General features: G+C 64.6%; 24 protein-coding genes. 15 read left to right on the top strand and 9 right to left on the bottom strand.

All coding sequences use genetic code 11. The annotated features are described in order from the left end of the window. Positions 1–13 precede the first annotated feature (13 nt). Positions 14–1,408: a M20/M25/M40 family metallo-hydrolase gene (locus GGD63_RS09035; protein WP_183240982.1), complete on the top strand. Its 1,395-nt coding sequence runs from the start codon at positions 14–16 to the stop codon at positions 1,406–1,408. Between the two features lie 344 nt (positions 1,409–1,752). Here the strand turns inward: GGD63_RS09035 and GGD63_RS09040 are convergent, their stop codons facing one another. After that, positions 1,753–2,532, bottom strand: a complete 780-nt coding sequence (locus GGD63_RS09040) for a class II aldolase/adducin family protein (protein ID WP_183240984.1) — start codon at positions 2,530–2,532, stop codon at positions 1,753–1,755. A 192-nt stretch (positions 2,533–2,724) separates the two neighbouring features. Beyond that, positions 2,725–4,374: a glycosyltransferase family 39 protein gene (locus GGD63_RS09045; protein WP_183240986.1), complete on the bottom strand. Its 1,650-nt coding sequence runs from the start codon at positions 4,372–4,374 to the stop codon at positions 2,725–2,727. A gap of 309 nt (positions 4,375–4,683) precedes the next feature. On the opposite strand from GGD63_RS09045, the gene GGD63_RS09050 reads away from it, so the two are divergent. Both GGD63_RS09050 and GGD63_RS09055 read left to right on the top strand, forming a co-directional pair. Further along, positions 4,684–5,541: a DUF308 domain-containing protein gene (locus tag GGD63_RS09050; RefSeq protein ID WP_183240987.1), complete on the top strand. Its 858-nt coding sequence runs from the start codon at positions 4,684–4,686 to the stop codon at positions 5,539–5,541. 150 nt (positions 5,542–5,691) lie between these two features. Further along, positions 5,692–6,111, top strand: a complete 420-nt coding sequence (locus GGD63_RS09055) for a MucR family transcriptional regulator (protein WP_063690921.1) — start codon at positions 5,692–5,694, stop codon at positions 6,109–6,111. Between the two features lie 155 nt (positions 6,112–6,266). On the opposite strand, the gene GGD63_RS09060 is transcribed toward GGD63_RS09055, so the two are convergent. Together GGD63_RS09060 and GGD63_RS09065 are read right to left on the bottom strand one after the other, a co-directional pair. Beyond that, on the bottom strand, positions 6,267–6,695 hold the full coding sequence (locus GGD63_RS09060) for a SufE family protein (RefSeq protein ID WP_183240989.1): 429 nt from the start codon (positions 6,693–6,695) through the stop codon (positions 6,267–6,269). 69 nt (positions 6,696–6,764) lie between these two features. Further along, positions 6,765–7,208 carry a DUF5330 domain-containing protein gene (locus tag GGD63_RS09065; protein WP_183240991.1) on the bottom strand — a complete coding sequence of 148 codons (444 nt, stop codon included), beginning with the start codon at positions 7,206–7,208 and terminating at the stop codon, positions 6,765–6,767. A 411-nt stretch (positions 7,209–7,619) separates the two neighbouring features. Between GGD63_RS09065 and GGD63_RS09070 the strand changes: the two genes are divergently transcribed. The 3 genes from GGD63_RS09070 to GGD63_RS09080 are packed head-to-tail and all read left to right on the top strand — an operon-like array spanning position 7,620 to position 10,576. Then, positions 7,620–9,461: an ATP-binding protein gene (locus GGD63_RS09070; RefSeq protein ID WP_183240992.1), complete on the top strand. Its 1,842-nt coding sequence runs from the start codon at positions 7,620–7,622 to the stop codon at positions 9,459–9,461. After that, complete coding sequence (locus GGD63_RS09075) at positions 9,454–10,173, top strand: peptidoglycan-binding protein (protein ID WP_183240994.1); 720 nt, start codon at positions 9,454–9,456, stop codon at positions 10,171–10,173. The genes GGD63_RS09070 and GGD63_RS09075 overlap by 8 nt, the downstream gene beginning before the upstream one ends. 58 nt (positions 10,174–10,231) lie before the next feature. After that, positions 10,232–10,576, top strand: a complete 345-nt coding sequence (locus tag GGD63_RS09080; protein WP_183240996.1) for a DUF1491 family protein — start codon at positions 10,232–10,234, stop codon at positions 10,574–10,576. A 16-nt stretch (positions 10,577–10,592) separates the two neighbouring features. Here the strand turns inward: GGD63_RS09080 and GGD63_RS09085 are convergent, their stop codons facing one another. Then, positions 10,593–11,075 carry a GNAT family N-acetyltransferase gene (locus tag GGD63_RS09085; protein ID WP_246785417.1) on the bottom strand — a complete coding sequence of 161 codons (483 nt, stop codon included), beginning with the start codon at positions 11,073–11,075 and terminating at the stop codon, positions 10,593–10,595. A 116-nt stretch (positions 11,076–11,191) separates the two neighbouring features. Further along, the gene (locus GGD63_RS09090) at positions 11,192–12,169 is read right to left on the bottom strand and encodes a DUF2336 domain-containing protein (RefSeq protein WP_183240997.1); all 978 of its coding nucleotides are present in this window, start codon (positions 12,167–12,169) and stop codon (positions 11,192–11,194) included. A gap of 255 nt (positions 12,170–12,424) precedes the next feature. Between GGD63_RS09090 and GGD63_RS09095 the strand changes: the two genes are divergently transcribed. Next, positions 12,425–12,613, top strand: coding sequence for a hypothetical protein (locus tag GGD63_RS09095; protein WP_183240999.1), 189 nt, complete (start codon positions 12,425–12,427; stop codon positions 12,611–12,613). Positions 12,614–12,629: 16 nt separating this feature from the next. Further along, complete coding sequence (locus GGD63_RS09100; RefSeq protein WP_183241001.1) at positions 12,630–13,391, top strand: hypothetical protein; 762 nt, start codon at positions 12,630–12,632, stop codon at positions 13,389–13,391. Here GGD63_RS09100 and GGD63_RS09105 read toward each other — a convergent pair. Beyond that, a complete protein-coding gene (locus tag GGD63_RS09105) occupies positions 13,345–13,977 on the bottom strand; it encodes a LysR family transcriptional regulator substrate-binding protein (protein ID WP_409334047.1) in 633 nt (210 codons plus the stop codon). The two genes, GGD63_RS09100 and GGD63_RS09105, sit on opposite strands and share 47 nt — an antisense overlap. Before the next feature lie 307 nt (positions 13,978–14,284). On the opposite strand from GGD63_RS09105, the gene GGD63_RS09110 reads away from it, so the two are divergent. Both GGD63_RS09110 and GGD63_RS09115 read left to right on the top strand, forming a co-directional pair. Next, positions 14,285–14,518 carry a hypothetical protein gene (locus tag GGD63_RS09110; protein ID WP_183241002.1) on the top strand — a complete coding sequence of 78 codons (234 nt, stop codon included), beginning with the start codon at positions 14,285–14,287 and terminating at the stop codon, positions 14,516–14,518. Between the two features lie 42 nt (positions 14,519–14,560). Then, a complete protein-coding gene (locus GGD63_RS09115) occupies positions 14,561–15,448 on the top strand; it encodes a DUF1259 domain-containing protein (protein ID WP_183241004.1) in 888 nt (295 codons plus the stop codon). A 120-nt stretch (positions 15,449–15,568) separates the two neighbouring features. Here GGD63_RS09115 and GGD63_RS09120 read toward each other — a convergent pair whose 3' ends face one another. Then, positions 15,569–16,423, bottom strand: coding sequence for a phosphatase PAP2 family protein (locus GGD63_RS09120; protein WP_183241006.1), 855 nt, complete (start codon positions 16,421–16,423; stop codon positions 15,569–15,571). Positions 16,424–16,801: 378 nt separating this feature from the next. Continuing rightward, positions 16,802–17,602, bottom strand: a complete 801-nt coding sequence (locus GGD63_RS09125) for an IclR family transcriptional regulator (RefSeq protein WP_183241008.1) — start codon at positions 17,600–17,602, stop codon at positions 16,802–16,804. A 172-nt stretch (positions 17,603–17,774) separates the two neighbouring features. Here GGD63_RS09125 and GGD63_RS09130 point away from each other — a divergent pair, with 172 nt between their 5' ends. The 5 genes from GGD63_RS09130 to GGD63_RS09150 all read left to right on the top strand — a co-directional run bounded on the left by GGD63_RS09130 (position 17,775) and on the right by GGD63_RS09150 (position 22,282). Continuing rightward, entirely contained in the window at positions 17,775–18,935 is a 1,161-nt protein-coding gene (locus GGD63_RS09130) for an aminotransferase class V-fold PLP-dependent enzyme (RefSeq protein ID WP_183241009.1), read from the top strand. Between the two features lie 123 nt (positions 18,936–19,058). Beyond that, complete coding sequence (locus GGD63_RS09135) at positions 19,059–19,961, top strand: amino acid ABC transporter substrate-binding protein (RefSeq protein ID WP_183241011.1); 903 nt, start codon at positions 19,059–19,061, stop codon at positions 19,959–19,961. A gap of 41 nt (positions 19,962–20,002) precedes the next feature. Then, positions 20,003–20,797, top strand: a complete 795-nt coding sequence (locus GGD63_RS09140) for an amino acid ABC transporter permease (RefSeq protein WP_183241013.1) — start codon at positions 20,003–20,005, stop codon at positions 20,795–20,797. Then, positions 20,794–21,483 carry an amino acid ABC transporter permease gene (locus GGD63_RS09145; protein WP_183241015.1) on the top strand — a complete coding sequence of 230 codons (690 nt, stop codon included), beginning with the start codon at positions 20,794–20,796 and terminating at the stop codon, positions 21,481–21,483. Before GGD63_RS09140 ends, GGD63_RS09145 begins: the two co-directional genes overlap by 4 nt. 28 nt (positions 21,484–21,511) lie before the next feature. Continuing rightward, entirely contained in the window at positions 21,512–22,282 is a 771-nt protein-coding gene (locus tag GGD63_RS09150) for an amino acid ABC transporter ATP-binding protein (protein WP_246785418.1), read from the top strand. Positions 22,283–22,287: the final 5 nt, after the last annotated feature.

Raw genomic sequence — 22,287 nt, forward strand, 5'->3', positions numbered from 1 at the left:
CGGGAATACGACCATGGCCAATGCGCAGCTTCAATCCGTGCTCGACCACATCGACAAGGATTTTGACAACAGCCTGGAGCGTCTGTTCTCGCTGTTGCGGATCAAGTCGATTTCCGCGGATCCGGCCTTTGCCGCCGATTGCAAGGCGGCGGCCGAGCATCTCGCCAAGGACATCGCGAGCCTCGGTGTCGCCACCGAAGTGCGCCCGACCGCCGGTCATCCCGCGATCGTCGGCAAGACCGGGGCAGGCGGACGGCCGCATGTGATCTTCTACGGCCACTACGACGTGCAGCCGGTCGATCCGCTCGATCTCTGGCACCGTCCGCCGTTCGAGCCCGTGGTCACCGACCATGCCGACGGCCGCAAGATCATCGTCGCGCGCGGCGCCGAGGACGACAAGGGCCAGGTCATGACCTTCGTCGAGGCCTGCCGCGCCTGGAAGAAGGTGACGGGTTCGCTGCCGATCGACGTCACCTTCCTGATCGAAGGCGAGGAGGAGGTCGGCTCGAAGAACTTCGTGCCGTTCATCGAGGCCAACAAGGACGAGTTTAGGGCCGATTACGTGCTGGTCTGCGACACCGGCATGTGGGACCGCAACACGCCCGCGATCACGACCTCGCTGCGCGGCCTGCTCTATGAAGAATTGAAGATCACCGCCGCCAATCGCGATCTGCATTCCGGTGTGTTCGGCGGCAGCGCGATGAATCCGATCCGGGTGCTCACCAAAATTCTCGGCGGCCTGTTCGACGACGACAACCGCATCACCATTCCCGGCTTCTATGACGGGGTGAAGGATCTGCCGCCCGATATCCTGGAGCAGTGGAAGAAGCTCAACCTGACGCCGGAGATGTTCCTGAATCCGATCGGTCTGTCGATTCCGGCGGGCGAGAAGGGCCGGCTGCTGATCGAGCAGGCCTCCTCGCGTCCGACCTGCGACGTCAACGGCATCTGGGGTGGCTATATCGGCGAGGGCTCCAAGACGGTGATCCCCTCGCATGCCTCGGCCAAGGTTTCGTTCCGCCTTGTCGAGGGGCAGGACCCCGCAAAGATCCGCAAGGCTTTTCGCGATTACGTGACGGCGCGGCTTCCGGGCGACTGCAAGGTCGAGTTCGGCGACCATTCCGCCGCGCCCGCGGTCGCGCTCGACTGGAACATGAAGCCGCTCGCTGCCGCCAGCAAGGCGCTGGCGGAGGAATGGGGCAAGGAGACCGTGCTGATGGGCTCCGGCGCCTCGATCCCGATCGTTGCCGATTTCAAGCGCACGCTGGGGCTCGACTCGCTGCTGGTCGGCTTTGGCCTCGACGACGACAACATCCACTCGCCGAACGAGAAGTACGATCTCCGCAGCTACCAGAAAGGCATCCGCTCCTGGGCCCGGATTCTCGCAGCGCTGGCCGAGGTGAAATAAGCACGGTGCGGTAGGGGTGGGCAAAGGCGCAAAGCGCCGTGCCCACGACCTCTATCCGATCGCGATAGAAGACGTGGGCACGGCGCGCGAAGAGCGCGCCTTTGCCCACCCTATGAGACCTTCATTCGGCGAAGGCTCTCTCCCCGTCATTGCGAGCGTAGCGAAGCAATCCAGGAAGCCTTCCGGGGAAACGGTCTTGATTGCTTCGTCGCAAGGGCGCCCCGCAATGACGGGCGTGGAGTCCGCTGGGCCAAAATAAAAACGCCGCCCGGAATTGGGCGGCGTTTCATTCCAAAAGGCGTAGAGGTTCGTTGGGTGATACCCTACATCAAATCCGGAAAATCTCAAGAGCGGTAGCCGGGATTGACGCGGTCGAGCTTGCGCAGCAGCGGCGGCCACACGAGGTTGTTCGCGCGCAGCTCGGCGCGGTCGCGGTTGGCGAGCAGCTCGGTGTTCTTCTCGATCGCGATCTCCTCGACCGGATAGACCGGCGTGCCCAGGGCGCGGGTGCGCACCTGCATCGAGCAGGCGCGCTCGAGGTGATACATGCGCTCGAAGGCGGAGGCGACCGAGCGACCGACGGTCAGCGTGCCGTGGTTGCGCAGGAGCATGTGGTTGTGGTTGCCGAGATCCTTCTGCAGCCGCGGCCGTTCGTCGTGGTCGAGCGCGATGCCTTCATAGTCGTGATAGGCGAGGTCGTGGGTGACGAGCTGGGCGGTCTGGTTCAGCGGCAGCAGTCCTTCGGCGCTGCTCGACACCGCGGTGCCGTCGAGCGTGTGGAGATGCAGCACGCAGATCGCGTCCTCGCGCACCTCGTGGATCGCCGAATGGATGGTGAAGCCGGCCGGGTTGATGCTGTACTCGCTCTCGGAGAGCTGGTTGCCGTGCAGGTCGACCTTGACGAGGCTCGAGGCCGTGATCTCCTCGAACATCAGCCCGTAGGGGTTGATGAGGAAGTGATGGTCGGGACCGGGCACGCGCGCGGAGATGTGGGTGTCGACCAGATCGTCCCAGCCGTACAGCGCGACGAGGCGATAGCAGGCGGCGAGGTTGACCCGTTGCTGCCACTCGGCCTCCGTCATGTTGGAGGGCACTTCCCTCAGGCGGGCTTCTGCTGGCGACATGACAATTCTCTCCGAACCTCGTTGTTGCGGAGCGAGAGCCTAGTCTCGGTCGGGGCTGGCAGCAAGGCGCGTCAAGCGCGGCAGTTCAGCGTCGCCCGCATGGAGTGCGCGCTGGAGGTTCCGGATTCCAGAACCGCCGATCGCGGCCAACGCGACGTTTCGTCTCCGCGGCCGTCCGATCGGACAATGATCTTACGGCGCCGGGATCGAGAGCAGGCCGGAAATGCTGCGGCCGCGGATGTCGTAGACGCGGGCGAACACCACGTCGTCGCGCTTGATCTCGACCATCACGGGCGCGGTGAGGCCCTTGCAGTAGAACTCGCCGAGCGTCATGGCGAAATCGGCCGCATTGGAATCCCAGCCGATGGTGAAGTCGGGTCCGAGCGCGACCTGCGCCGGACGCTGCGGACCGCACACCGCGACCTTCCATTTGCGATTGACCGGCGGTACTTCCTGGCGCTCGACCAGTTGCTCGCGCAGCTCGTCGGAGGCCTGCTTTAGCGCGAGGCCCCAATAATCCAGCATGAAGCGGTCGTCGGCGCCGCGCACGGTGCCGGCGATGTGGTTGAAGTGCGTGTACTGGTAGGGGTGCAGCCGGATCATCTCGGCGAGCGAGAGCGCCAGGCCAAAGCAGAAGGTCGCGAGCACCACCGGCTGCCAGGTGCGGTGGTTGGCGCGCAGGCGCTCCATCGCCCAGGCGAAGGCGACGCCGCCCAGCACCGCCATCGGCGGGATCACGAAGACGAAATGGCGGATGCCGTTATAGAGCGCGGGACGCTTCACCATCGCGATCGCGAGCGGCAGGGTCGCGGCCAGCGTCAGCATCAGGAGAATGGTCTTGCGGCGAGCCGGAACGTCGCCGCGTGGCAGCAGCGCGAAGGTGCTGACCACGGCGCCGCCCATCAGCACCAGCATCACCTCGGGCAGCTGCAGCGCGAACAGCGTCGGCAGATAGGACCAGGGCATGTCGGGCACGGACACGATCGCGCCGTCGAACATCTCCTTCCAGGGCTTCTCGAAGAAGTGCGAGAAGTAGGTCAGCGCCTCGAAGGGATTGCCGGGCTCCATGATCGACCACGGCCAGATCAGGCCCATCACGAGATAGCCGAGCACGAGGCCGGGTAGCAGCACATAGACGACATGGGCGAAGCGGCGGGCCGACTCGCGCAAACCCTCGGTGCGCAGTTCCTCCAGGAACAGCGGCACGAAGCCGAGCATGGCGTAGACCAGCGCGAGCCCGCCGAGAACGCGGCAGCCAAGCGAAAGACCGGCCCCCAAGCCGACGATGAGGATCGTGCGCGGCGACGGCTGCGGATATTCCTCGGCGAGCCGGACGAGGCCCAGCATCAGGATGATCATGGCCACCGCGAAGGGCGCATCCTTCGGGTTCATGAACATGTGGCCATAGAAGATCGGGCACAGCGCGAGCAGCAGGAGCGCGGCAAGACCCGCAAGGGGGCCGCCGACGCGGCGGCCGAGCCGCCAGGTCACGGCAAGTCCGATCACCCCGACGACCGCTCCGACCAGACGGCGCGTCTCGAACAGCTCGAGCGGAAGCACCTTGTGCAAGAGGGCCGCGACCATGTCGAAGCCGCCGCCATACATGTAGAGATTGGCGAAGGAGAGCGCCGCGGTGTCCTTGAAGCCGGAACCGAACATGCGCAGCAACAGGTCGGCATATTCAGCGTGGGTGTAATCGTCCCAGCCGAGTCCGTAGTCGCGGAACGTCAAGCCTGCAATCACGGCGACCGCGGCCAGCACCAGCATGGCGAGATCGTCGCAAGTCCGTTCGACCGAGCGCCGCAGAGGCGTGTCGATCGCCGAAGTCGTGATGGATGTCATGGCTATTGGTGACCCGGAATCCCCTCTTGGCCCTGCTGGTGCGCGCGGGCCACTTCCCCGGAATCCCTATAGCGCAGTTCCATTACCAAGTAATTGGGCATTATGGCTAAATTCCTGATGCGACGCAGCAAATCCTTGCAAACGGAAGCAGACCAGCAGTAGCGAGCCGTAGCTGAAGGGAATGTGAATAAGTCCCTGATTTCCTTCTCTTTAGGAACGCTGACCACAATTCGCCGTTGGCGTGGAACGCCGTAAGACGGTATCGTGGCGCGAGTGTCGCGTGTGGATGCGCGGCCGGGGGTGAGTTCGATGACCTTGGCAATGTTGATCGTGGGGATTGTCGCCGTCGTGGCGGGCCTCCTTGCGATCCTGTTTGGCTTCACCGTCAGGGAATTCAGTCTCGGCAGTACTCTCATAATCTCGGGCACGATCGGCGTCTGCTCCGGGATGTTACTGGCCGGCTTGCATCTGGTGCTGCTGGAGCTGAAGGGCATCGCCCGCCGGCTCGCCGGCGCACCGTCCGAGGTTCGGGTCAGGCCCGTGCTGCCGGGCCTCGCAGTGCCTGGTGCGCCATCGCCCGAGCCGGTGCCTGCTCCGGCCATGCGGGCCGAGCCGATGCCATCGCCGGCGGCGCCGCCATGGCTCGGCGAAGCACCCGCGCGCGAGCGTCCGCGCGTCGAGCCACCGCCGGAGCCGGCTGTCCCGACGCCTCCCGCAACTCCGGAACCGCCGCGCCGTCGCAATCTGATGTTCGCCTCGACCTCGCGCAAGGAGCGCGAACGCGCGGAGGCCAAGGCCGCCGAGGGCGCGCCGCCGCCTGCGGAGCCCGCAGCACCAGCCGCGCCGGACACCCCGCCTGCGAGCTTCGATGATGCCTGGCCGAAGCCGGATCGCATGCGCCCGCCGGAACCGCCGGCCGCCGCACGCCGTCCGTCCCCGCCGCCGCGCTCGCCCTCGACCTTTGCCGAGGCTCCCCCGCCGCCGCCTGCACCCGAGCCGGAGCCGGCGGCCGAGCAGCCGCCCGTGACGGTGCTCAAGTCCGGCATCGTCGACGGCATGGCCTATTCGCTCTATTCCGACGGCTCGATCGAGGCGCAGATGCCGGAGGGCATGATGCGCTTTGCCTCGATCGACGAGTTGCGCGCGCATCTCGATCAGCGGTCCTGAGACCTGGGCTACGCAAGTAAAACGCGACCGTTCTTGTCACGTCGTCAGTCGTCAGCTCATATTCGCCAGTTGTCGTATTTTGGTCGAGGTATTGTTGACACGGAATACTTTGGCGTCGTCAATCCCAGTCGGCGCAACAGGGAGGGGGCAATGTCGGATGCCGGGGCTAAGAACTTCATTGAGCTGACGGCGAGCATCGTGTCGGCCTATCTCGGCAACAATCCGACGCCGGCTGCCGAGATTCCGAACCTGATTAGCCAGGTTCATGGCGCCCTGGTGCGGGTTTCGACAGGGCGCACCGAGGCGGCGCCGCTCGAGCCGGCAAAACCGGCGGTCTCGCTGAAGAAGTCGATCGCGCCTGACTATCTCGTCTGTCTCGAGGACGGCAAGCGCTTCAAGTCGCTGAAGCGCCATCTGCGCACCCAGTACAACATGACGCCGGAGCAATATCGCGAGAAATGGGGCCTGCCGGCCGACTATCCCATGGTCGCGCCGAACTACGCGGTGGCGCGCTCGCAGCTGGCCAAGCAGATGGGATTAGGGCAGCAACAGCGGAAGAAGGGGAAGTAGTTCAGGCCGAGATCCCGTAGGGTGGGCAAAGGCGCGAAGCGCCGTGCCCACGAATTCTCACCAATCACGCGCAAATGGTGGGCACGCTCCGCTTTGCCCTACGGCAGTTTGCAGTGTGGTTCGGTACGTGCGCTCCTCATTTGAGGGGGCGTTCTTTACGACGCTTCCGCCAGCGCCTCTTTCGCGTCGGTCTTGATGCGCTCGACCATCGAGCGCAGGCCGTTGGAGCGCTGCGGCGTCAGATGATCGCGGAAGCCGAACTCGTTGAACACGGCGATCGCATCGGTTGCGAGGATTTCCTGCGGCGTCCGGCCCGAGTAGAGCGAGAGCACGATTGCGACCAGCCCGCGCACGATATGGGCGTCGCTGTCGCCGCGATATTTCAGGACCGGCGCGCCATTGCTGCGGTCGATCAGCTTCTGCAGCCAGACCTGGCTGACGCAGCCCTGCACCTTGTTCTCGGCAGAGTGCTCGGCCTCCGGCATCGGTTCCAGGGTACGGCCGAGCTCGATGACGTACCGGTAGCGGTCGTCCCACTCGTCCAGAAGCTCGAAATTGTCCCTGATTTCGTCGATCGTCGTCATATTGGCCCACAGTTCCCGCTTACCGCCAATATAGGGACGCGAAGCCGTGAAATCGATAGGGTTTGGGCCCTAATTCGCTGCCTGAGGGCCGCGCCATTCCAGCGCGAGGTCGTCCTGGGTCAGGGTGTCGCGCGGCGCCTCGCTCGCGGCAGCGTCGCCTTCGCCGGCCATCGCGATCGAGCCGGTGTGGTCGGGCGACTTCTTGTGGTCGTTCTTGTTGCCGTCGTTCTTGTCGTTGGTGATCTGCTCTTCCTTGTCGTTGATGATCTGGTACAGCTTCTTCGCGCCGTCCTGGGCGCGCTGGCCGATGATGGTCGCGGCCTGGCCGCCGACCTCGCAGGCTGCCGGCTGTCGCTTGCAGAACTGGGTCATGTCGGAGACGGCCGCGGTCGCAGCCTGCACCGCGTCGGCGGCGCCGATTTGCGGCACCTTCTCCGATTCGGGCGTCTTGTCCCTGGGCAGGAGCACCAGCACCAGCCCGAGCCAGAATGTGATGCGGAGCAGAAAGCGCATCTTGTCGACCTGTACGTTAGATCCCGCCGCGGCGATCCCCGCGAGCGCCCGGACCTAGCAACCCTCGATAAATCGCAAGTGATTGCCTTGAGCTTAATTCGCGGAAAATTGGCGCAAAAAACTTTGCAAGGCCCTGGTCTCGTAAATTTTCCATTGCTGCCGGGGCCCGTGGCCTTCCGGATCCCGCGCATCCACCAATTCGAAACCATGCGGAGGACGGTGAAACCCTGTGTTCACCATCCTCACCGAAGACGTCGTCAAATCGTCTAAAAAGCTCCGCGACGACACGGTGTCCGGCCGCGTGCCGCGCCGCCTTAGCACTCGTTTAAGGTCGCTCTGACACGGTGGCTCAACGACAAGGAGGCGTTCCGGCGCGTCTTCTCAAGACGATTGAGCCGAAGCGCGAGACCCGTGACAGTTTTGAGTATCATCCGCGATTGTCTCGATGCGCTGCTGCATCCCTCCGCGCGTTACGATGCGCTGACGCGTGCGCGCCATCGTGCCTTCATGGCGCCGCGGCTGCTGGGCAGCCTGGCGGCGTTTGCCGCATTCCCTGTCTATCTCGCCATGCGTGGCGCGCCGAGCGCGGTCGAGGTCGCGGCCTTTGCCTGGCTGATCGCGCCCATCATGCTGTCCTGGTTCCTTTCGCGGACCGGCCGCTACGAGGGCGCGCATGTGCTGTCGTCGCTGGCGCTCTCCGGCCTGATCATGGCGGTCGCAATTACGACCGGCGGTATCGAATCATTCGCCGCGGTCTGGCTGGTGGTGGTTCCCCTCGAAGCTGCGCTGTCCGCCTCGCGCCGCGTCGCGGCCTTTGCCTCGCTGCTCGCGCTGTCCTGCGCCGGAATGCTGATCCTCATCAGCCAGCTCGGCTGGCTGCCGGTGGAGGAGCCGAGCGCCGCGCAGCGGGGCGTGCTGATGGCCTTCGGCGTTGCCTCGGCTACTCTCTATGCTGCGGGCCTTGCCTTCGGCGCGGAATCGCTTGCGCGCACCAGCGTCGCGCTGCTGTCGCGTGAGGAGGAGCGTTATCGCCTGCTCGCGCGCAACATGAGCGACGTCATCTCCCGGCATCAGCGCAACGGCGCGGTGCAGTTCATCTCGCCGGCCGCCGAGGCCATGCTCGGCCTATCAGTCGCGCAACTGCACGGCCACGGCCTGTTCGACCGCGTCCATGTCGCCGACCGTCCGGCCTATCTCACCGCGTTGTCGGATGCGGCGCGCGGCGACGTGCGCAGCGTCGAGTTCCGGTTGCGGCGCGAGCCTGCCAGCTCGGAGCGCGGCCAGGTCGATTTCATCTGGGTCGAGATGCGCTGCCGGCCGCTCGACCAGGATCGGGGCCGCGATCCCACGCGTGAGGCCGAGGTCGTCGCCGTGATGCGCGACGTCACCGATCGCAAGCATTCCGAGCAGGCGCTCGATCAGGCCCGCAGCGCGGCGGAAGCCGCCGATGCCGCCAAGACGCGCTTCCTCGCCACCATGAGCCACGAGCTGCGCACGCCGCTCAATGCCATCATCGGCTTCTCCGAGATGATTGCGCAGGAGCAGACCCTGATGCTGGGCGCGGCCCAGCGCAAGGAATATGCCCAGCTCATCAACGATTCCGGCCAGCATCTGTTGTCGGTCGTCAACGGCATCCTCGACATGTCCAAGATGGAATCGGGCAATTTCGAGATCGCATCGGAGCCGTTCGCGCCGCGTGCCTCGCTATTGCATTGCTGCAATCTGCTGGCGCTGAAGGCGCGGGAGAACGGCATCGACCTCGTCACCGACGCGCCGCAGGACCTGCCGGTGATGACCGGCGATCCGCGCGCGTTCAAGCAGATCGTGCTCAACCTCGTCGCCAACGCCATCAAGTTCACCGAGCGCGGCGGGCAAGTCTCCGTATCGGCCGCGGTGACCGGATCGCAGCTCACGCTGCGCATCAGCGACACCGGCGTCGGCATCGCGCCTGACGATCTCAAGCGCATCGGTGCGCCGTTCTTCCAGGCCGGCAAGACCTATCAGCGCCGCCACGAAGGCACCGGCCTTGGGCTTTCGATCGTGAAGAGCCTGGTGGCGTTGCATCTCGGCGAATTGACGGTACAAAGCAGGCTCGGCGAGGGCACCGCCGTCACCGTCAAGCTGCCGCTCGTCTACACGCCGCCGCAAACCAAACCTGCCGAGAACAAGATCGCGACCTTGACGCCGGTGCTGCGTCAGGAAACTCCGGAACAACTTCACGACCAACCCGCTCTGGTGAAGAAAAGTGCCTAAGAAGTCTGCCAACGACGACACCGCTCCGCGCCGCCGTGGCGCCAAGGGTGGAGCCAAGGCCGCGGTCATCGACATCGAGACCGAGCGCAATCTCGTGATGCGCGTGCTGTTGCACAGCCCCAAGGACACGATGGCCGGCCTCGTGGCCGTTGCCGCGATCGGTGCAATCGTCACCAATGCGCTGTTCCTGCAGACCGGCCGGCATCCGGCGCCGATGTTCGGCACCGTGATCAATCTTCCCGCGCCGTCCTCGGTGCCGCTGTCGAATCCCATGCCGCGTCCGCGTCCGGTCGGCGCCGATACCTCGCCGCTCGAGCCGAAGGCGACGGAGTTTCGCGTCGAGCCCAAGCCGGCCGAGCGAGCCGCAGAGAAGCCGGTGGAGAAGCCGGTCGAGGCGACCGCATCGACGCCGCGCGCGGGCAACGATCCCATGACCAATCTGGTCAAGGCGACGACCTCGACGCCGCCGTCCGCGATCCGTCCGCCGGCGCCGATCCCGCAGCAGAGCCCGGGCGCGCGCCGCATCGCCGGCGTGCAGCGTGCGCTGTCCGAATACGGCTATGGCAATCTGAAGATCACGGGCACGATGGGCGGCGAAACCCAGTCCGCGATCCAGAAATTCGAGCGCGAGCACAAGATGCCCGTCACCGGCCAGGTCTCCGACCGCCTGCTGCGCGAGCTCGCCGCCGCGATCGGCCATCCCGTCGAATGATTGTCACGCTCGTGCGCGAGGCTGGTGCTGATGGCGGCACTGGCCTATCGTGCTTCCCATGCGTTTGAAATCCAACATATGGGTCGCGGCTTACCTGCGCCGCTGCCAGACCGAGGGCGTGTTCGGCGCGGTGCGCCGTCGCGGCGCCGAGGAGGCGGGTGCGGTGTTCGTCAAGGTGTCGCTGCTCGACGGCAATGCGATGCTCTACGTGCCGGCGCCGCAAACCGTCTATGACGACGGCCGTCCCGTCGATCGCTTCTTCGTGCCGGTGGCGCCTCAGCCGCTGCCGGAGCACACGATCGAGGAGCGCCTGACCAAGGAGCTTCGCTTCGATTCCGATGCGTGGATCGTCGAGACCGAGGACCGCGCCGGGCGGCATTTCCTGGAATTGGCGAAGGCCTGACTGGCCCAATGGCCAATTACCTTTCGGCGAGCTCCGTCAGCTTTGCGCCGGCGATGCGAAAGAACCGCTTTTCCGGCAGCGCCTGTCCTCCGAGCATTTCGTAGAACTGCTGCAGTCGCAGATCAGCCGCATCGACAGTCCAGTCGATGCGGTCGTGCCCCTCTTGCCGGGCTATTGCCGCAAGGCGCGCCATGAGCTTCTGCCCCAGTCCGCTGCTGCGTCGATCGCGACGCACGTAGAGCTCCTTCAGGAAGAAACCCGACGTCAAACCGGGGCCGGGATAGATCGCACTGAAGCACGCAAAGCCAGCGATCCCGCCGTTCTCGCAAGCCAGCAGAATTCGCGATCCTGTCGGCCTCGACCTCAGCCCGTCGATGATTAAGTCCCGCGCGGGACAGCGGGCGCGATAGTGGGCCTGCATCTCGATCATCGCATCCGCGACGTCATCGAAATCGGCTTCGGTGATCTCCCTGAAAGCCGTCGGCGCAATGTAGCCCATGGTCTATTGATCCGTCTGGTCGGTCGACATCCGGCCGCGTTTGTGGACGACGACGCTCCGCCTTTTGGACCAGCTTGCGGTACGTGTCGAGCCAGATCGAGGCGGCGCTGCGAAATCTAGCGATCCGACGATCCGCCGGTGCCCGTCCGCACCGCAGGCGCGGAGCCGGGCTGTGCGCCCGGCCGCGTCTGGCTGGCGCCTGCGCGGGCGCGCTGGCGTTCACTGTCGTGCAGCGAAGGTTGGTACTTCGCTCGCGTGACCGCGAGCGTCGAGCCGCGCCAGGCCGCCAGCATCACCAGCGCCGAGCGGTCGTCGAGGCGGTCGTAGAGCCGCGACAGCCGGTACACCTCGTTCACGGAATTGCCGATCTCCGGCTTGAAGAACAAGAGGATGCGCTGGAAGTTCGGGCTCGGCATGTCGAGCGCGCGCGCGGCGACCGCGAGCGCTTCGCCGCCGGGATCGTCGACGATCTGGGCTGCGACGCGCGAGGGCAGGATCAGGCTGTCGCCGAGCTCGAGAGTGAAGTTGTCGACATCGCCGGCGATCGCCGCCATCTCCAGGATCTGGATGGCGCGCTTGGCGCGCACGGTCGGAATGCGCGGCGCCGCCTTCAGCGGCGTCTGCGCCAGATTGTGCAGGATCAGCGCACGCTCGGGCGCGCCGGCGCGGAAGAACATGTCGTGGATCTCGGCGGCGTCCTTCGGCTGCATCGCCATGTTCGCGGCCATGCGCTGCTCGGCCTCGGTCGGCGCGCGGGAAGGCGAGGGGGGCGGCGCGGGCGCGGGGATTTCGCGCGCGAGCGGAATCCTGCGGCCTTCCTGGGCGGCGACCAGCCCGAGCTTCTGCAGCACCGGGACTGGCGTCTGCGGATAGATCGCGAGCTTCGCCTTGATGGCCGCGCGCGTCGCATCGTCGACCTGGTCGATCAGCCGCGTCGCAAGCTCGATGAACTGGCGCTGCTCGTCATCGCTGTGGACGCGCGTCTGGACATAGAGGTCGGTCAGCACGCGCAGCAGCGTCGGCCGAACATCGACGCCTTCGCGACGGGAGAGGCTAATCAGCCCGTCGAATCCGGGAAACAGCGACTTGGTCATGGAGGCGTACGCAACTCGAAAGAAGATACTTGGCGCGAGCCTAGCGCAGGTTCCTTTAAAGCCTCGTTAAGGAAAACGAGGCGTGAAGCCGGTCCTTAAATTTGAGATCTTATCGTGCCGCAGCGGGACAGCGCGGCCGGGTCCGTGCGGTTACGGTCCGAACGGCATGTTTACACCCCGTTAACCATGAACTGATCTTAATGATCGCCATGTTGCAGGGGCGTATTTGATCGCGCGGCAATTGAGAGAGCTGACATGGGGACCATCATCGAATTTCCGGCCGGTCGCCGGGTAGGCTCGTCGGGGGACGTCACACCGCATGCGGAGATGGGGATGATTCTGATCCTCCCGGTGATCCGCATCGAGCGCCAGAGTGACGAAACCAGCGGCGATCGCGGGCCGGAGCAGGGCACAGCGCCGGGGCGCCGTCGACGCCGTCGCTGAGGTCTGGCTCTTTGCAATGCCGGATCCCATCCGCCATATCCGGCCTTTCATATCGGCCGCTTTTCTCGCGCTGCTCGGCGCAATGCTGGGCGCCTGCAGCGGCGGCGATTTCGGCCGCACCCGCGCTGACATGCGCAGCGACGATATGCATCGCTGGTTAGGGGCCGAAGCGACCGGCAGCGTCGGCCTGGGGCCTTCGCAATTCCAGCTCACCGACGAGGAGCGCCAGCTGCGCGACCTCGCCTATCCCATGATCGAGCCGCCGCTGTCGCGCCCGGCCTGGAAGAGCGTGTTCGGCGACTACAAGCCGCTGCCCTCGCCCTGGCGGCAGAAGATCGTGTTCGACCGCACCATGTACGGCCGCACGCTGATCGACGAGCCGCACCGCTCGCATTCCTCGCGCTATGCGCAGCTGATCGAGGACGTCCGCAACGACATCACCCGCTTCGAACCGTTCTTCGCCTCCGCGATCCGCGTCATCGATCTCGACAGGAAGCGCGACGCCAGCATGGCGCGCGTCTCCGCGCTCTCGCCGAGGGAGAGGGACGATGCGGTCGCGCGCATGCAGGAGAACTCGCTGATCGTGCAGTGGGTGCAGCAGTGCCTCGAGCAGCGCGTCTCCTCCTACCGCTGGGCGCTGGAGCGCCTGGTGATCCAGGCGCCCGACGGCATGGCCGCCGATGCCGACCGCCTGATCGGAGAGCTCGCCGCCCAGACCGCCAACCCTCCGGTCATGAGCCAGCCGCCGTACGGCCGTGCGGTCGTGGTGAAGGGTTAGGCGCTTTGCGCGCAACGTGCCGGCCTGGAGGCCGATCGACTTTTCGCTGCTTCTGAAGCTTCCCAACAAAATCCTCCAACGCATCGGCCAGCGGCACGGACGCGCGATAGGCGAGGCCGACCTCGCGCCTGACCTTGACCTCGATCTCGCGCACCGCGACGTCAGGATTGCCCTTCGCCACGCCTTCCGGGACGATGGCGATGCCGACACCGGCAGCCACGAGCGCCATCGCCCAGTCTTCCGATTGCGCGATCGCCGCGGTCTGGCGCCGCTGCGCATTGCGGCCGAAGAATGCGCTCTGTTCGCAATGGCAGCGGTCGATCAGGGGCACGTCGGCGAGGTCGGCAGCGCGGAGCTTCTCCTTCAGCGTCAGCGGATGCGACGGCGGCAGCGCCGCGACATAGCGCTCGCTCCACAGCGCCACGAAATGCTCGTCGGCGCGCAGCATGGTCTTCGCGATGATCCGCGCATCGGCGCGCTCGTCGCTGCCGACGAGGCGGAGGAGCATGCGCTGCTTCACCGTCCGCGCGATCGCCGCCGGTGATCTGCGCAGCGCCTGGAATTGTGGTGTGTCAGGGCCGTGCATGATGCGCGGGCGCGTGGTTCCAAACGAAGCGTAAAATTCTTTGTGAGCACCCGCTGGGATGGGTGCGTTGACAGCTCGGCCACCCGGTCTTCTACTCGGCCTGTCGGGGATGTGCGATCTCCCCGTGAGGCGACATGCCCAAGAATCGCGTCCTGATCTTGACCAAGGACGCCGCATGTCATCAGCCACCCCGATATCATCCAACGCATCATTTCGGCTCATCGGTCCGGCGCGGCGCGCCGGTCTTGTCGATGCGTAGCCTTGCGAAACGGACTTTCACCTGGGGCGGGGACACAGGAGAACGACCATGCGCACACGGACAATCCTTCACGCTTTCCTCATTCTGGCGTTGATTGGCGGCGCGTCTGCCGCACGCGCGCTGACTGAGGAGGAGCTCGTCGCCAGGATCAAGGCGGCTGGCTACACGGAGGTCAGCGACATCAAGTCGACCGCGGAGGGGACGACCGCCAAGGCGATCAAGAACGGCAAACCGGTGCGGCTCGTTGTCGACAGCAGCGGCCAGATCAAGGAGCGGAACTGAGACCGCTCCGGAACCCGAATTCAAGCTCAAGGGAGCAGATCAATGCGCAAGACAATCTCGGCGCTGATGGCCATCGGCGCCTGCTTCATCGCAACCGCCCGCGCGCAGGATGTCGACTGGCAGAAGGTCGATGACGCGCTCGGCCGCAAGCCGACTGTCACCGGCGACGTGCATCGCTACGGCTTTCCGCGCACCGATCTCACGGTGACGCTTGACGGCGTGACCATCAAGCCGGCGCTGGCGCTCGGCGGCTGGGTCGCGTTCAAGCCGGCCCATGGCGGCGCCATGACGATGGGCGATCTGGTGCTTCTCGAGCCCGAGATCAACCCGGTCATGCTGAAGATGATCGCGAGCGGGCTGGAGATCACGGCCGTGCACAATCATCTGCTCGGTGCGAACCCGGCGACGTTCTACATGCACGTCGCCGGTCACGGCGATCCCGTCAGGATCGCAACGGCCCTCAAGGAGGCGCTCGCCGAAAGCAAGACACCGATGTCGGTGCCGGCTGCGGCGGCCCCGCCGCCCGCCGTCGATCTCGACACCGCGCAGCTCGACCAGATCATCGGCGTCAAGGGACAGGCCAATGGCGGCGTCTACCAGTTCAACGTTCCGCGCCGTGATCCCGTCACCGAGCAGGGAATGCAGCTGAGCCCCGTCGGGCCGCTGGGGGTTGCGACCGCCATCAACTTCCAGCCGACCGGCGCGGGCAAGGCGGCCATCACCGGCGACTTCGTGCTGACCGGCGACGAGGTGAACCCCGTCATCAAGGCGCTGCGGTCGCACGGCATCGCCGTGACGGCGCTGCACAGCCACATGCTGGACGAACAGCCGCGCCTGTTCTTCATGCACTTCTGGGCCAACGACGACGCGATCAAACTCGCCAATGGCTTGCGGGCCGCGCTCGACAAGACGGCGAGCACGAAGAGCTGAAACGGTGTCCGATCTGGATCGGTCTCCGATCGGGCCGTCGGCGCGAAATGCGTTCTTGCGTTCGCCCTTCGCCGTCACGGATCGGACGGTTGGGCGCGGCTCAAACCTGCCTAGCAGGTTTCATGTCGCGATGCCCGCTTCGGCCGCAACCAGCCTGTCGCCGGAGACCGGTTCGCGGGCGCTCCATCTGCCCAGCATCGCTGCCAAGGCGACGCAGACCAGCCACAACAACCCGCCGCCGGCCAGGTCGATCACGTAGTGGCCGCCGATCGGGAGCGTCGATATCAGCACGAGAGCGTTCCAGGACGCAACGATCCAGAAAAGCCATCCCGTGCCGATCACGGCGAAAATCGTCATCAGCGCGAGGCAGCAGTGGAACGAGGGGAAGGTCACCACACCTTGAAGACTGGCAAAGGACAGCACCGGTGCGGCCGCGTTCCTGTAATACTCGAATTTCGCGAGATGGTACGTCCCCGCGTTCAGTGGAAGTTTTCCCAGGATGTCGTTCGAATAGTCGAAATAGGCGAAAGCGCCTGTCGCGGGCCAGAAGATCGAAATCGTGGTGGAGGTGACAATGGCAAGACTGCAGACGAAGACCAGCTCCCAGAGCTTGTCTGTGCGACGGAGCAAGGGAAGAAGAACGACCAGTCCCAGCAATTGAAGAAAGGAACTTTGGTAGGCGACATCGAGAAGTTTCGACAGAGCCGGGTGATCGGCAAACCAGGAGATGATCGCGGGCAGGTCAATTCCCAGCGAACGGTCGCTCTCCGCGAGCGCGTCATCGATCACGGGGTAATGGTACCGCAACCCGGCAAGGCTGATAATTCCGGCCATTCCAATCGAGAGGAAAAGAGCTGCGACCGCACCGCCTATATTCGACAGGACCGGCGCCGGCCGCCATGTCCCATAGATGAGATAGATGGCAACCAGGAACGACATCAGCAGGAGCGAGAGGGCGAGGCTGCGGATCTCCACCGTGACGCCAACCGCCGAGATCAGGAATATCGCGAGGCCGCTCGCCAGCGTGCCTGTCAGCCAGCAGGACCGTTCGATCAACGCGTGAGGCCTGGAAGCCCTGCGTCGCCGGACCGGGGCCGCAACCGTCGGACACCTCAGTATTTCAGCGCCATTCGCCGATCCGATCCATCGCGCGAGACTCGATATACTGGGCATTCCGGCATTCCATTCGCCACACGAGGGTGTGGCGACAATTCATTTCACCTTCTGGTTTAGCACAGGCATCGAAAGGTTGCATTGCCCGGACAGTACAAGTGTGTCTCGTGGTGAATACTTTATTGCCATTGATTGCTACGGCACGACCGGCGGTCGCCGCCATGTCGCGGAACGACCGGCTCAGGATTTCCCTGATGCTTCGCCTGCATCGTCCTCGTCATCCCCGAGGATCGTCTCCGATAGCAATGCAGCGGCTTTCTGCAGTGGAGCTATGAATCGATCCAGTTCAGTGAAGCTCACGCGTGCCACGGGAACGGACACACCCAGGCACGCGATCAGCTCGCGATCCGGAGATAGGATCGGAACGGCGCAGCCGACGACGCCTCTCACATACTCTTCGTTGGTCTTGGCCCAGCCGCGCTTGCGGGTCTCATCGAGCACCTTCATCAGGCGCTCGACATCCACGATCGTCGTGTCGGTATATCGCGTCAGAGCGAGCGCGCGGCACAGCTTCTCGCGCGCGCGCTCCGGCAGGCGGCTCATGTAGATCTTGCCGGTCGACGTGCAGTGGAGCGGGGCCGCTTCGCCGGGATTGAACTGGAGGCCTTGAGGTTGCGACACGCGAACGCTGTCGACATAGGCAACGACATTGTCCCGCACGACCCCGATCTCGCATTGCTCGCCGATCTCAGTGGCGACGGCGCGGAGCACCGCGTGCCGGCGCGCGGTGCGGAAAGCTGCGCCGATCACGCGCGCCGACAGCGTGACCAGTTGATTTCCGACCACGTAGCGCTTCGTTCCCACGGCTTTCTGCAGCAGCCCGCGCTGCTCCAGATTTCCGATGAGCCGATGCGCAGTCGGCAGCGGCAGGGACAGCGCAGCGGCGATTTCCGCGACCGAGGCCGCCCTGGTCTGGCTGGCAACATAGCCAATGACCGCGAAGGCGCGGTCCAGTGGCCCGTCGGTACTCGGCTGCAGCATTTTGCAAGTCTCCACCCTGAGCTAGGAAATTATCATTTTTCGGAATAAAAACTACTGGAATATGAAAATTCGTGTAGGCGCTTTTGCGCCTTGCCCATATCGTTGGCGTTGCGCGGCGGTGAACAGGATTTGTGCAAGTGCGAGCCGCCGCGGACGTGCTCAGGAGATCGGGATGTCAGAACACTACGACGTCGAAGCCGTGCGGAAGGAGTTCCCGGCTGCCGAGCGGATCACCTATCTCGATTCCGGCTTCCAGACCCCGCTTGCGCGTCCCGTCAAGGCGGCGATCGACCGTTTCCTGAGCGAGGGTCTCGAGACCGCCGGCCCGAAGAGCGTCTGGCTCGATCGCGTCGAGCAGACCCGCAAGAAGCTGGCGCGGTTCTTGGGCGCATCGGCGGATGAGATCGCCTTCACCAAGAACACCTCGGAGAGCATGAACATCGCTGCGAATGCGCTGTCGCTGCGCGCCGGTGACAAGGTCCTGATGATCCACGGCGACCATCCGAACAACGCCTACGCGTTCCTCAATCTGCGGCGCAAGGGCGTGACCGTCGAGTTCGTGCCGATGACGGAGATCGTGAACGCCGACAGCCTTCGTCCCTACATCGATGCGAACACGCGGGCGATCTCGATGTCGCAGGTGACCTTCCATGCCGGTCATCGTTTCGACGTCGAAAGCATTGGGGCCCTCTGTGCGGAGAAGGGGCTGTATTTCGTCGTCGATGTGATGCAGGCGATCGGCGTTGTGCCGATCGATGCGAAAGCGATGCGCGCGACCTTCATCGGTTCGGGCAGCCACAAGGGCTTGCTCGTGCCGCAAGGGCTGGGCCTGCTCTATTGGGACACGTCGAGGGCTGAGCTCGAGCCTGCCTACCTCGCAGCCGCGAGCCTTGCGGAAGTCCCGGCCGATCTCATCGCCCGTCCTGACAGGCTCGAGCTTGCCGCGAGCGCGCGCCGCTTCGAGCTCGGCAATTTCAATCTTCCGGCGATCCATGCGCTCAGTGCCTCGCTCGACATGATCGAAGCGCTAGGCGTTGAGAACATCAAGAACCACTGCTTCGATCTCGGCGACCATCTCATCGCCCGGCTCGACGCGCTGGATGTTCGCCTGGTCGGCCCTCGCGCGCGGCAGCATCGCGCGCCGCACATTTACGTCATCGCGCTGCCCGCCGCCGAATGGTTCGGCCATTTCGAGGAGAACGGGGTCCGCGTGTCGCCGGAACGGGACGGCATTCGCGTGTCGTTCGGGATGTTCAACACGATTGCCGACGTCGACCGCCTGATCGAGATCATGCGGCGGCGCGGCGTGAAGCCATCATCGAGGGCCGCCTAAAGCATGATCCGGAAAAGTGCGAAGCGGTTTTCCGGAAAGATCATGCGTAAACAACAACCTGAAGCGCGATGACGATTCATCGCAATCTCAGCGCGCTTTAGGCTGTCCATCAAGGAGACGTCCATGACGAAGTTTGCGCGTGTCTTGAGCATTCTGTCCGGCCTCGCGGTCCTCGGCGCCGTCAGTGGACCCGCGGCTGCCGCCGACAGTCCCACGCTCGCCAGGATCAAATCGAACGGCGCCATCACCATTGGCCACCGCGAGGCCTCGATCCCGTTCTCCTATCTCGGTCCCGACCAGAAGCCGATCGGCTTTTCGCTCGATCTCTGCGCCGCGATCGTCGAGCGCATCAAGGCGGAGACCGGCCTGCCCAATCTCAAGGTGAATTACGTTCCGGTGAACTCGTCCAACCGCATCCCGTTGATCCAGAGCGGCACCGTCGATATCGAGTGCGGCGGCACCGCGAATGACAGGAAGCGGCAGGAGCAGGTCTCGTTTTCCGTCGCCACCTTCGTGAGCCAGCCGCGCTGGCTGGTCAAGGCGGACAGCGGCCTGAAGACGGCCGGCGATCTCAAGGGCAAGACCATCGTGGTGACCCAGGGCTCCAATGCCGTCGGCTTCGCGCAAGGCGTGAATGCGAAGGAGCAGCTCAGCTTCAACATCGTCCAGGCGAAGGACCACGCCGAATCCTTCCTGATGCTGAACACCGGCCGCGCGGCCGCCTTCATGGAAGACGATATTCTTCTTGCAGGCCTCAAGGCCGCGGCTCCGAATCCCGATGCGCTGATATTTCTCCCCGAGGGTTACGCCAAGATCTATTATGGCCTGATGTTCACGAAGGGCGATACCGGCTTCAAGGCGCTCGTCGACGACGTGCTGTCCAAGCAGATGGCGTCGGGCCAGTTCGAGAAGACCTATGCGAAGTGGTTCACGAGGCCCATTCCGCCCAAGAATGAGAACCTGGCGTTCCCGCTGACGGTCGAGCTCACGGAGCGGATCGCGCATCCCAGCGACGCGGTCGACTAATCGCGAAGGCGTGTCCCGCAAACGGAGCCCTGAGGTTCGCCATGTTTGCAGTGCTTCTTGAACAGACCGCGGATGGCCAGCGTTATATCGACTGGCTTGTGTCGGGCCTCGGCTGGACCCTGGCACTGGCGTTCTTCGGCTGGTGGATTGCCTTCGCGGTCGGGGTGGTCGTCGGCATCGGCCGCACCGTGCAGAACCGGGCCGTCGCGGCGCTTGCCCGCCTGTATGTGGAGATCTTCCGCAACATCCCCGTGCTGGTGCAGATGTTTCTCTGGTACTTCGTCCTGCCGGAGCTTCTTCCGACTGCGCTCGGAAACGCCATCAAGCAAATTCCCCCGCCCTGGGGATCGTTCTTTCCGGCGCTGGTGTGCCTGGGTCTCTACACCGCCGCTCGGATCGCAGAACAGGTGCGTGCCGGGATCGAGGCCCTGCCGAAAGGACAGGTCGAGGCGGCAAGCGCACTCGGGCTCAGCGGATATCTGACCTATCGCCACGTCATCGTGCCGCAGGCGCTGCGCCTGATCATCCCGAGCCTGACCAGCGAGGTGATGGGCATCTACAAGAACACCTCGGTCGCGCTCACGATCGGGCTGATGGAGCTGACGGCGCAGGCACGCCAGATCAGCGAAGCGACGTTCCAGACTTTCACCGCGTTCGGCGCCGCGACGCTCGTCTATCTCGCGCTGGCGCTCATCGCCTACCAGGGGATGGCGCTGATCGACAGGGCCGTGCGCATTCCGGGCACCGGACGGGCGGAGAACGCGGTCGAACCGACCGCGACGCGCGTCGCCCAACAGGTCGGGTCTCTGCCTGACGCAATGGAGGTCGTGAAATGAACAGCCTCGACTTCTCCATCGTCGTTCAGGCGTGGCCTTACCTCTGGTCGGGCTTGCTGTTTTCGCTGGCGCTGACCGCTGTTGCGTTCGTGGTCGGCCTGGTCCTCGGCACCTGCTTGGCGCTGGTGCAGCACTTCGAGCTGCCCGTGATCGGCAGGCTCGTGCGTGGCTACGTTGCCCTGATGCGCTCGATCCCGTTGATCCTGGTTCTGTTCTGGTTCTTCTTCCTGGTGCCGATCGTGCTTGGCCATCTCAGCGGCAACGGACGGCCGGTTCCGATCGGCGCCACCTGGACGGCGTTCATCACCTTCGGCCTGTTCGAGGCCGCCTACTATTCGGAAATCATCCGCGTCGGATTGCGGGCCGTGAACCGCGGGCAGTTCGAGGCGTGCCAGGCGCTCGCATTGTCCACCTTCGACACCTATCGCTCCGTGATCCTGCCGCAGGTACTCCGCGTCGCCAGCCCGATCATCCTGAGCCAGACCATCATCCTGTTCCAGGACACGTCGCTGGTCTACGTGCTGTCGCTCACCGATCTGCTTGGCGCAGCCTCGAAGCTCGCGCAGCTCAACGGCCGTCTGGTCGAGATGTACCTGGTCATTGCGGTGGTCTACCTCGCGATCAGCTCGGCGGCATCGCAATGCGTGGCGTCCCTACGCAAGCGGTATGCGATTGCGGGCCGCTAGCGCATCATCTGTTTTTTGGAGAGGAAAAATGCTTCAGCTCGCTGCGGGCAACAAGATGGGGCCGTCTGCCTCCATCGTCACCGTGGAAAACCTGGAGAAGCGGTTCGGCCACTTCACGGCCCTCAGCGACGTCAACCTGACTGTCGCGGCCGGCGAGAAGATCGTGCTGTGCGGTCCCTCGGGCTCCGGCAAGTCGACCTTGATTCGCTGCATCAACCACATCGAGAAGCACGATGCGGGGCGGATCGTCGTCGATGGCGTCGAGCTGACGGGCCGGATGGAGGATATCAACGGCGTCCGTCGCGAGGTCGGCATGGTGTTCCAGAGCTTCAACCTGTTCCCGCATCTCTCGGTCGTCGAGAATTGCATGCTGGCGCCGATGAAGGTGCGGGGCTTGTCGCGCGCCGAGGCGCACGAGCGTGCGATCGGTTTGTTGCGCAAGGTGCGCATCCACGACCAGGCCAACAAATATCCGGGACAGCTCTCCGGCGGCCAGCAGCAGCGCGTCGCCATCGCGCGGGCGCTGTGCATGCAGCCGAAAATCATGCTGTTCGACGAGCCGACCTCCGCGCTCGACCCGGAGATGGTCAAGGAGGTGCTCGACACCATGGTGGAGCTCGCGAAAGACGGCATGACCATGGTCTGCGTCACGCACGAGATGGGCTTTGCCCGCGAGATCGCTGATAGGGTGGTGTTCATGGATCGTGGCTGCATCGTCGAGGAAGCCGATCCAGAGACTTTCTTCCGCGCACCGAGGACTGAGCGGGCGAGGGATTTCCTCGGCCAGATCATCCACTAAAGCAC

Source organism: Bradyrhizobium sp. cir1 (assembly GCF_014198245.1).
Lineage (GTDB): Bacteria > Pseudomonadota > Alphaproteobacteria > Rhizobiales > Xanthobacteraceae > Bradyrhizobium.

Bases quoted from the DNA above. Each gene is read 5' to 3' on its own strand.
- GGD63_RS09035 (WP_183240982.1), top strand. From the start codon at position 14: ATGGCCAATGCGCAGCTTCAATCCGTGCTCGACCACATCGACAAGGAT.
- GGD63_RS09040 (WP_183240984.1), bottom strand. From the start codon at position 2,532: ATGTCGCCAGCAGAAGCCCGCCTGAGGGAAGTGCCCTCCAACATGACG.
- GGD63_RS09045 (WP_183240986.1), bottom strand. From the start codon at position 4,374: ATGACATCCATCACGACTTCGGCGATCGACACGCCTCTGCGGCGCTCG.
- GGD63_RS09050 (WP_183240987.1), top strand. From the start codon at position 4,684: ATGACCTTGGCAATGTTGATCGTGGGGATTGTCGCCGTCGTGGCGGGC.
- GGD63_RS09055 (WP_063690921.1), top strand. From the start codon at position 5,692: ATGTCGGATGCCGGGGCTAAGAACTTCATTGAGCTGACGGCGAGCATC.
- GGD63_RS09060 (WP_183240989.1), bottom strand. From the start codon at position 6,695: ATGACGACGATCGACGAAATCAGGGACAATTTCGAGCTTCTGGACGAG.
- GGD63_RS09065 (WP_183240991.1), bottom strand. From the start codon at position 7,208: ATGCGCTTTCTGCTCCGCATCACATTCTGGCTCGGGCTGGTGCTGGTG.
- GGD63_RS09080 (WP_183240996.1), top strand. From the start codon at position 10,232: ATGCGTTTGAAATCCAACATATGGGTCGCGGCTTACCTGCGCCGCTGC.
- GGD63_RS09085 (WP_246785417.1), bottom strand. From the start codon at position 11,075: ATGGGCTACATTGCGCCGACGGCTTTCAGGGAGATCACCGAAGCCGAT.
- GGD63_RS09090 (WP_183240997.1), bottom strand. From the start codon at position 12,169: ATGACCAAGTCGCTGTTTCCCGGATTCGACGGGCTGATTAGCCTCTCC.
- GGD63_RS09095 (WP_183240999.1), top strand. From the start codon at position 12,425: ATGGGGACCATCATCGAATTTCCGGCCGGTCGCCGGGTAGGCTCGTCG.
- GGD63_RS09100 (WP_183241001.1), top strand. From the start codon at position 12,630: ATGCCGGATCCCATCCGCCATATCCGGCCTTTCATATCGGCCGCTTTT.
- GGD63_RS09105 (WP_409334047.1), bottom strand. From the start codon at position 13,977: ATGCACGGCCCTGACACACCACAATTCCAGGCGCTGCGCAGATCACCG.
- GGD63_RS09110 (WP_183241002.1), top strand. From the start codon at position 14,285: ATGCGCACACGGACAATCCTTCACGCTTTCCTCATTCTGGCGTTGATT.
- GGD63_RS09115 (WP_183241004.1), top strand. From the start codon at position 14,561: ATGCGCAAGACAATCTCGGCGCTGATGGCCATCGGCGCCTGCTTCATC.
- GGD63_RS09125 (WP_183241008.1), bottom strand. From the start codon at position 17,602: ATGCTGCAGCCGAGTACCGACGGGCCACTGGACCGCGCCTTCGCGGTC.
- GGD63_RS09130 (WP_183241009.1), top strand. From the start codon at position 17,775: ATGTCAGAACACTACGACGTCGAAGCCGTGCGGAAGGAGTTCCCGGCT.
- GGD63_RS09135 (WP_183241011.1), top strand. From the start codon at position 19,059: ATGACGAAGTTTGCGCGTGTCTTGAGCATTCTGTCCGGCCTCGCGGTC.
- GGD63_RS09140 (WP_183241013.1), top strand. From the start codon at position 20,003: ATGTTTGCAGTGCTTCTTGAACAGACCGCGGATGGCCAGCGTTATATC.
- GGD63_RS09145 (WP_183241015.1), top strand. From the start codon at position 20,794: ATGAACAGCCTCGACTTCTCCATCGTCGTTCAGGCGTGGCCTTACCTC.
- GGD63_RS09150 (WP_246785418.1), top strand. From the start codon at position 21,512: ATGCTTCAGCTCGCTGCGGGCAACAAGATGGGGCCGTCTGCCTCCATC.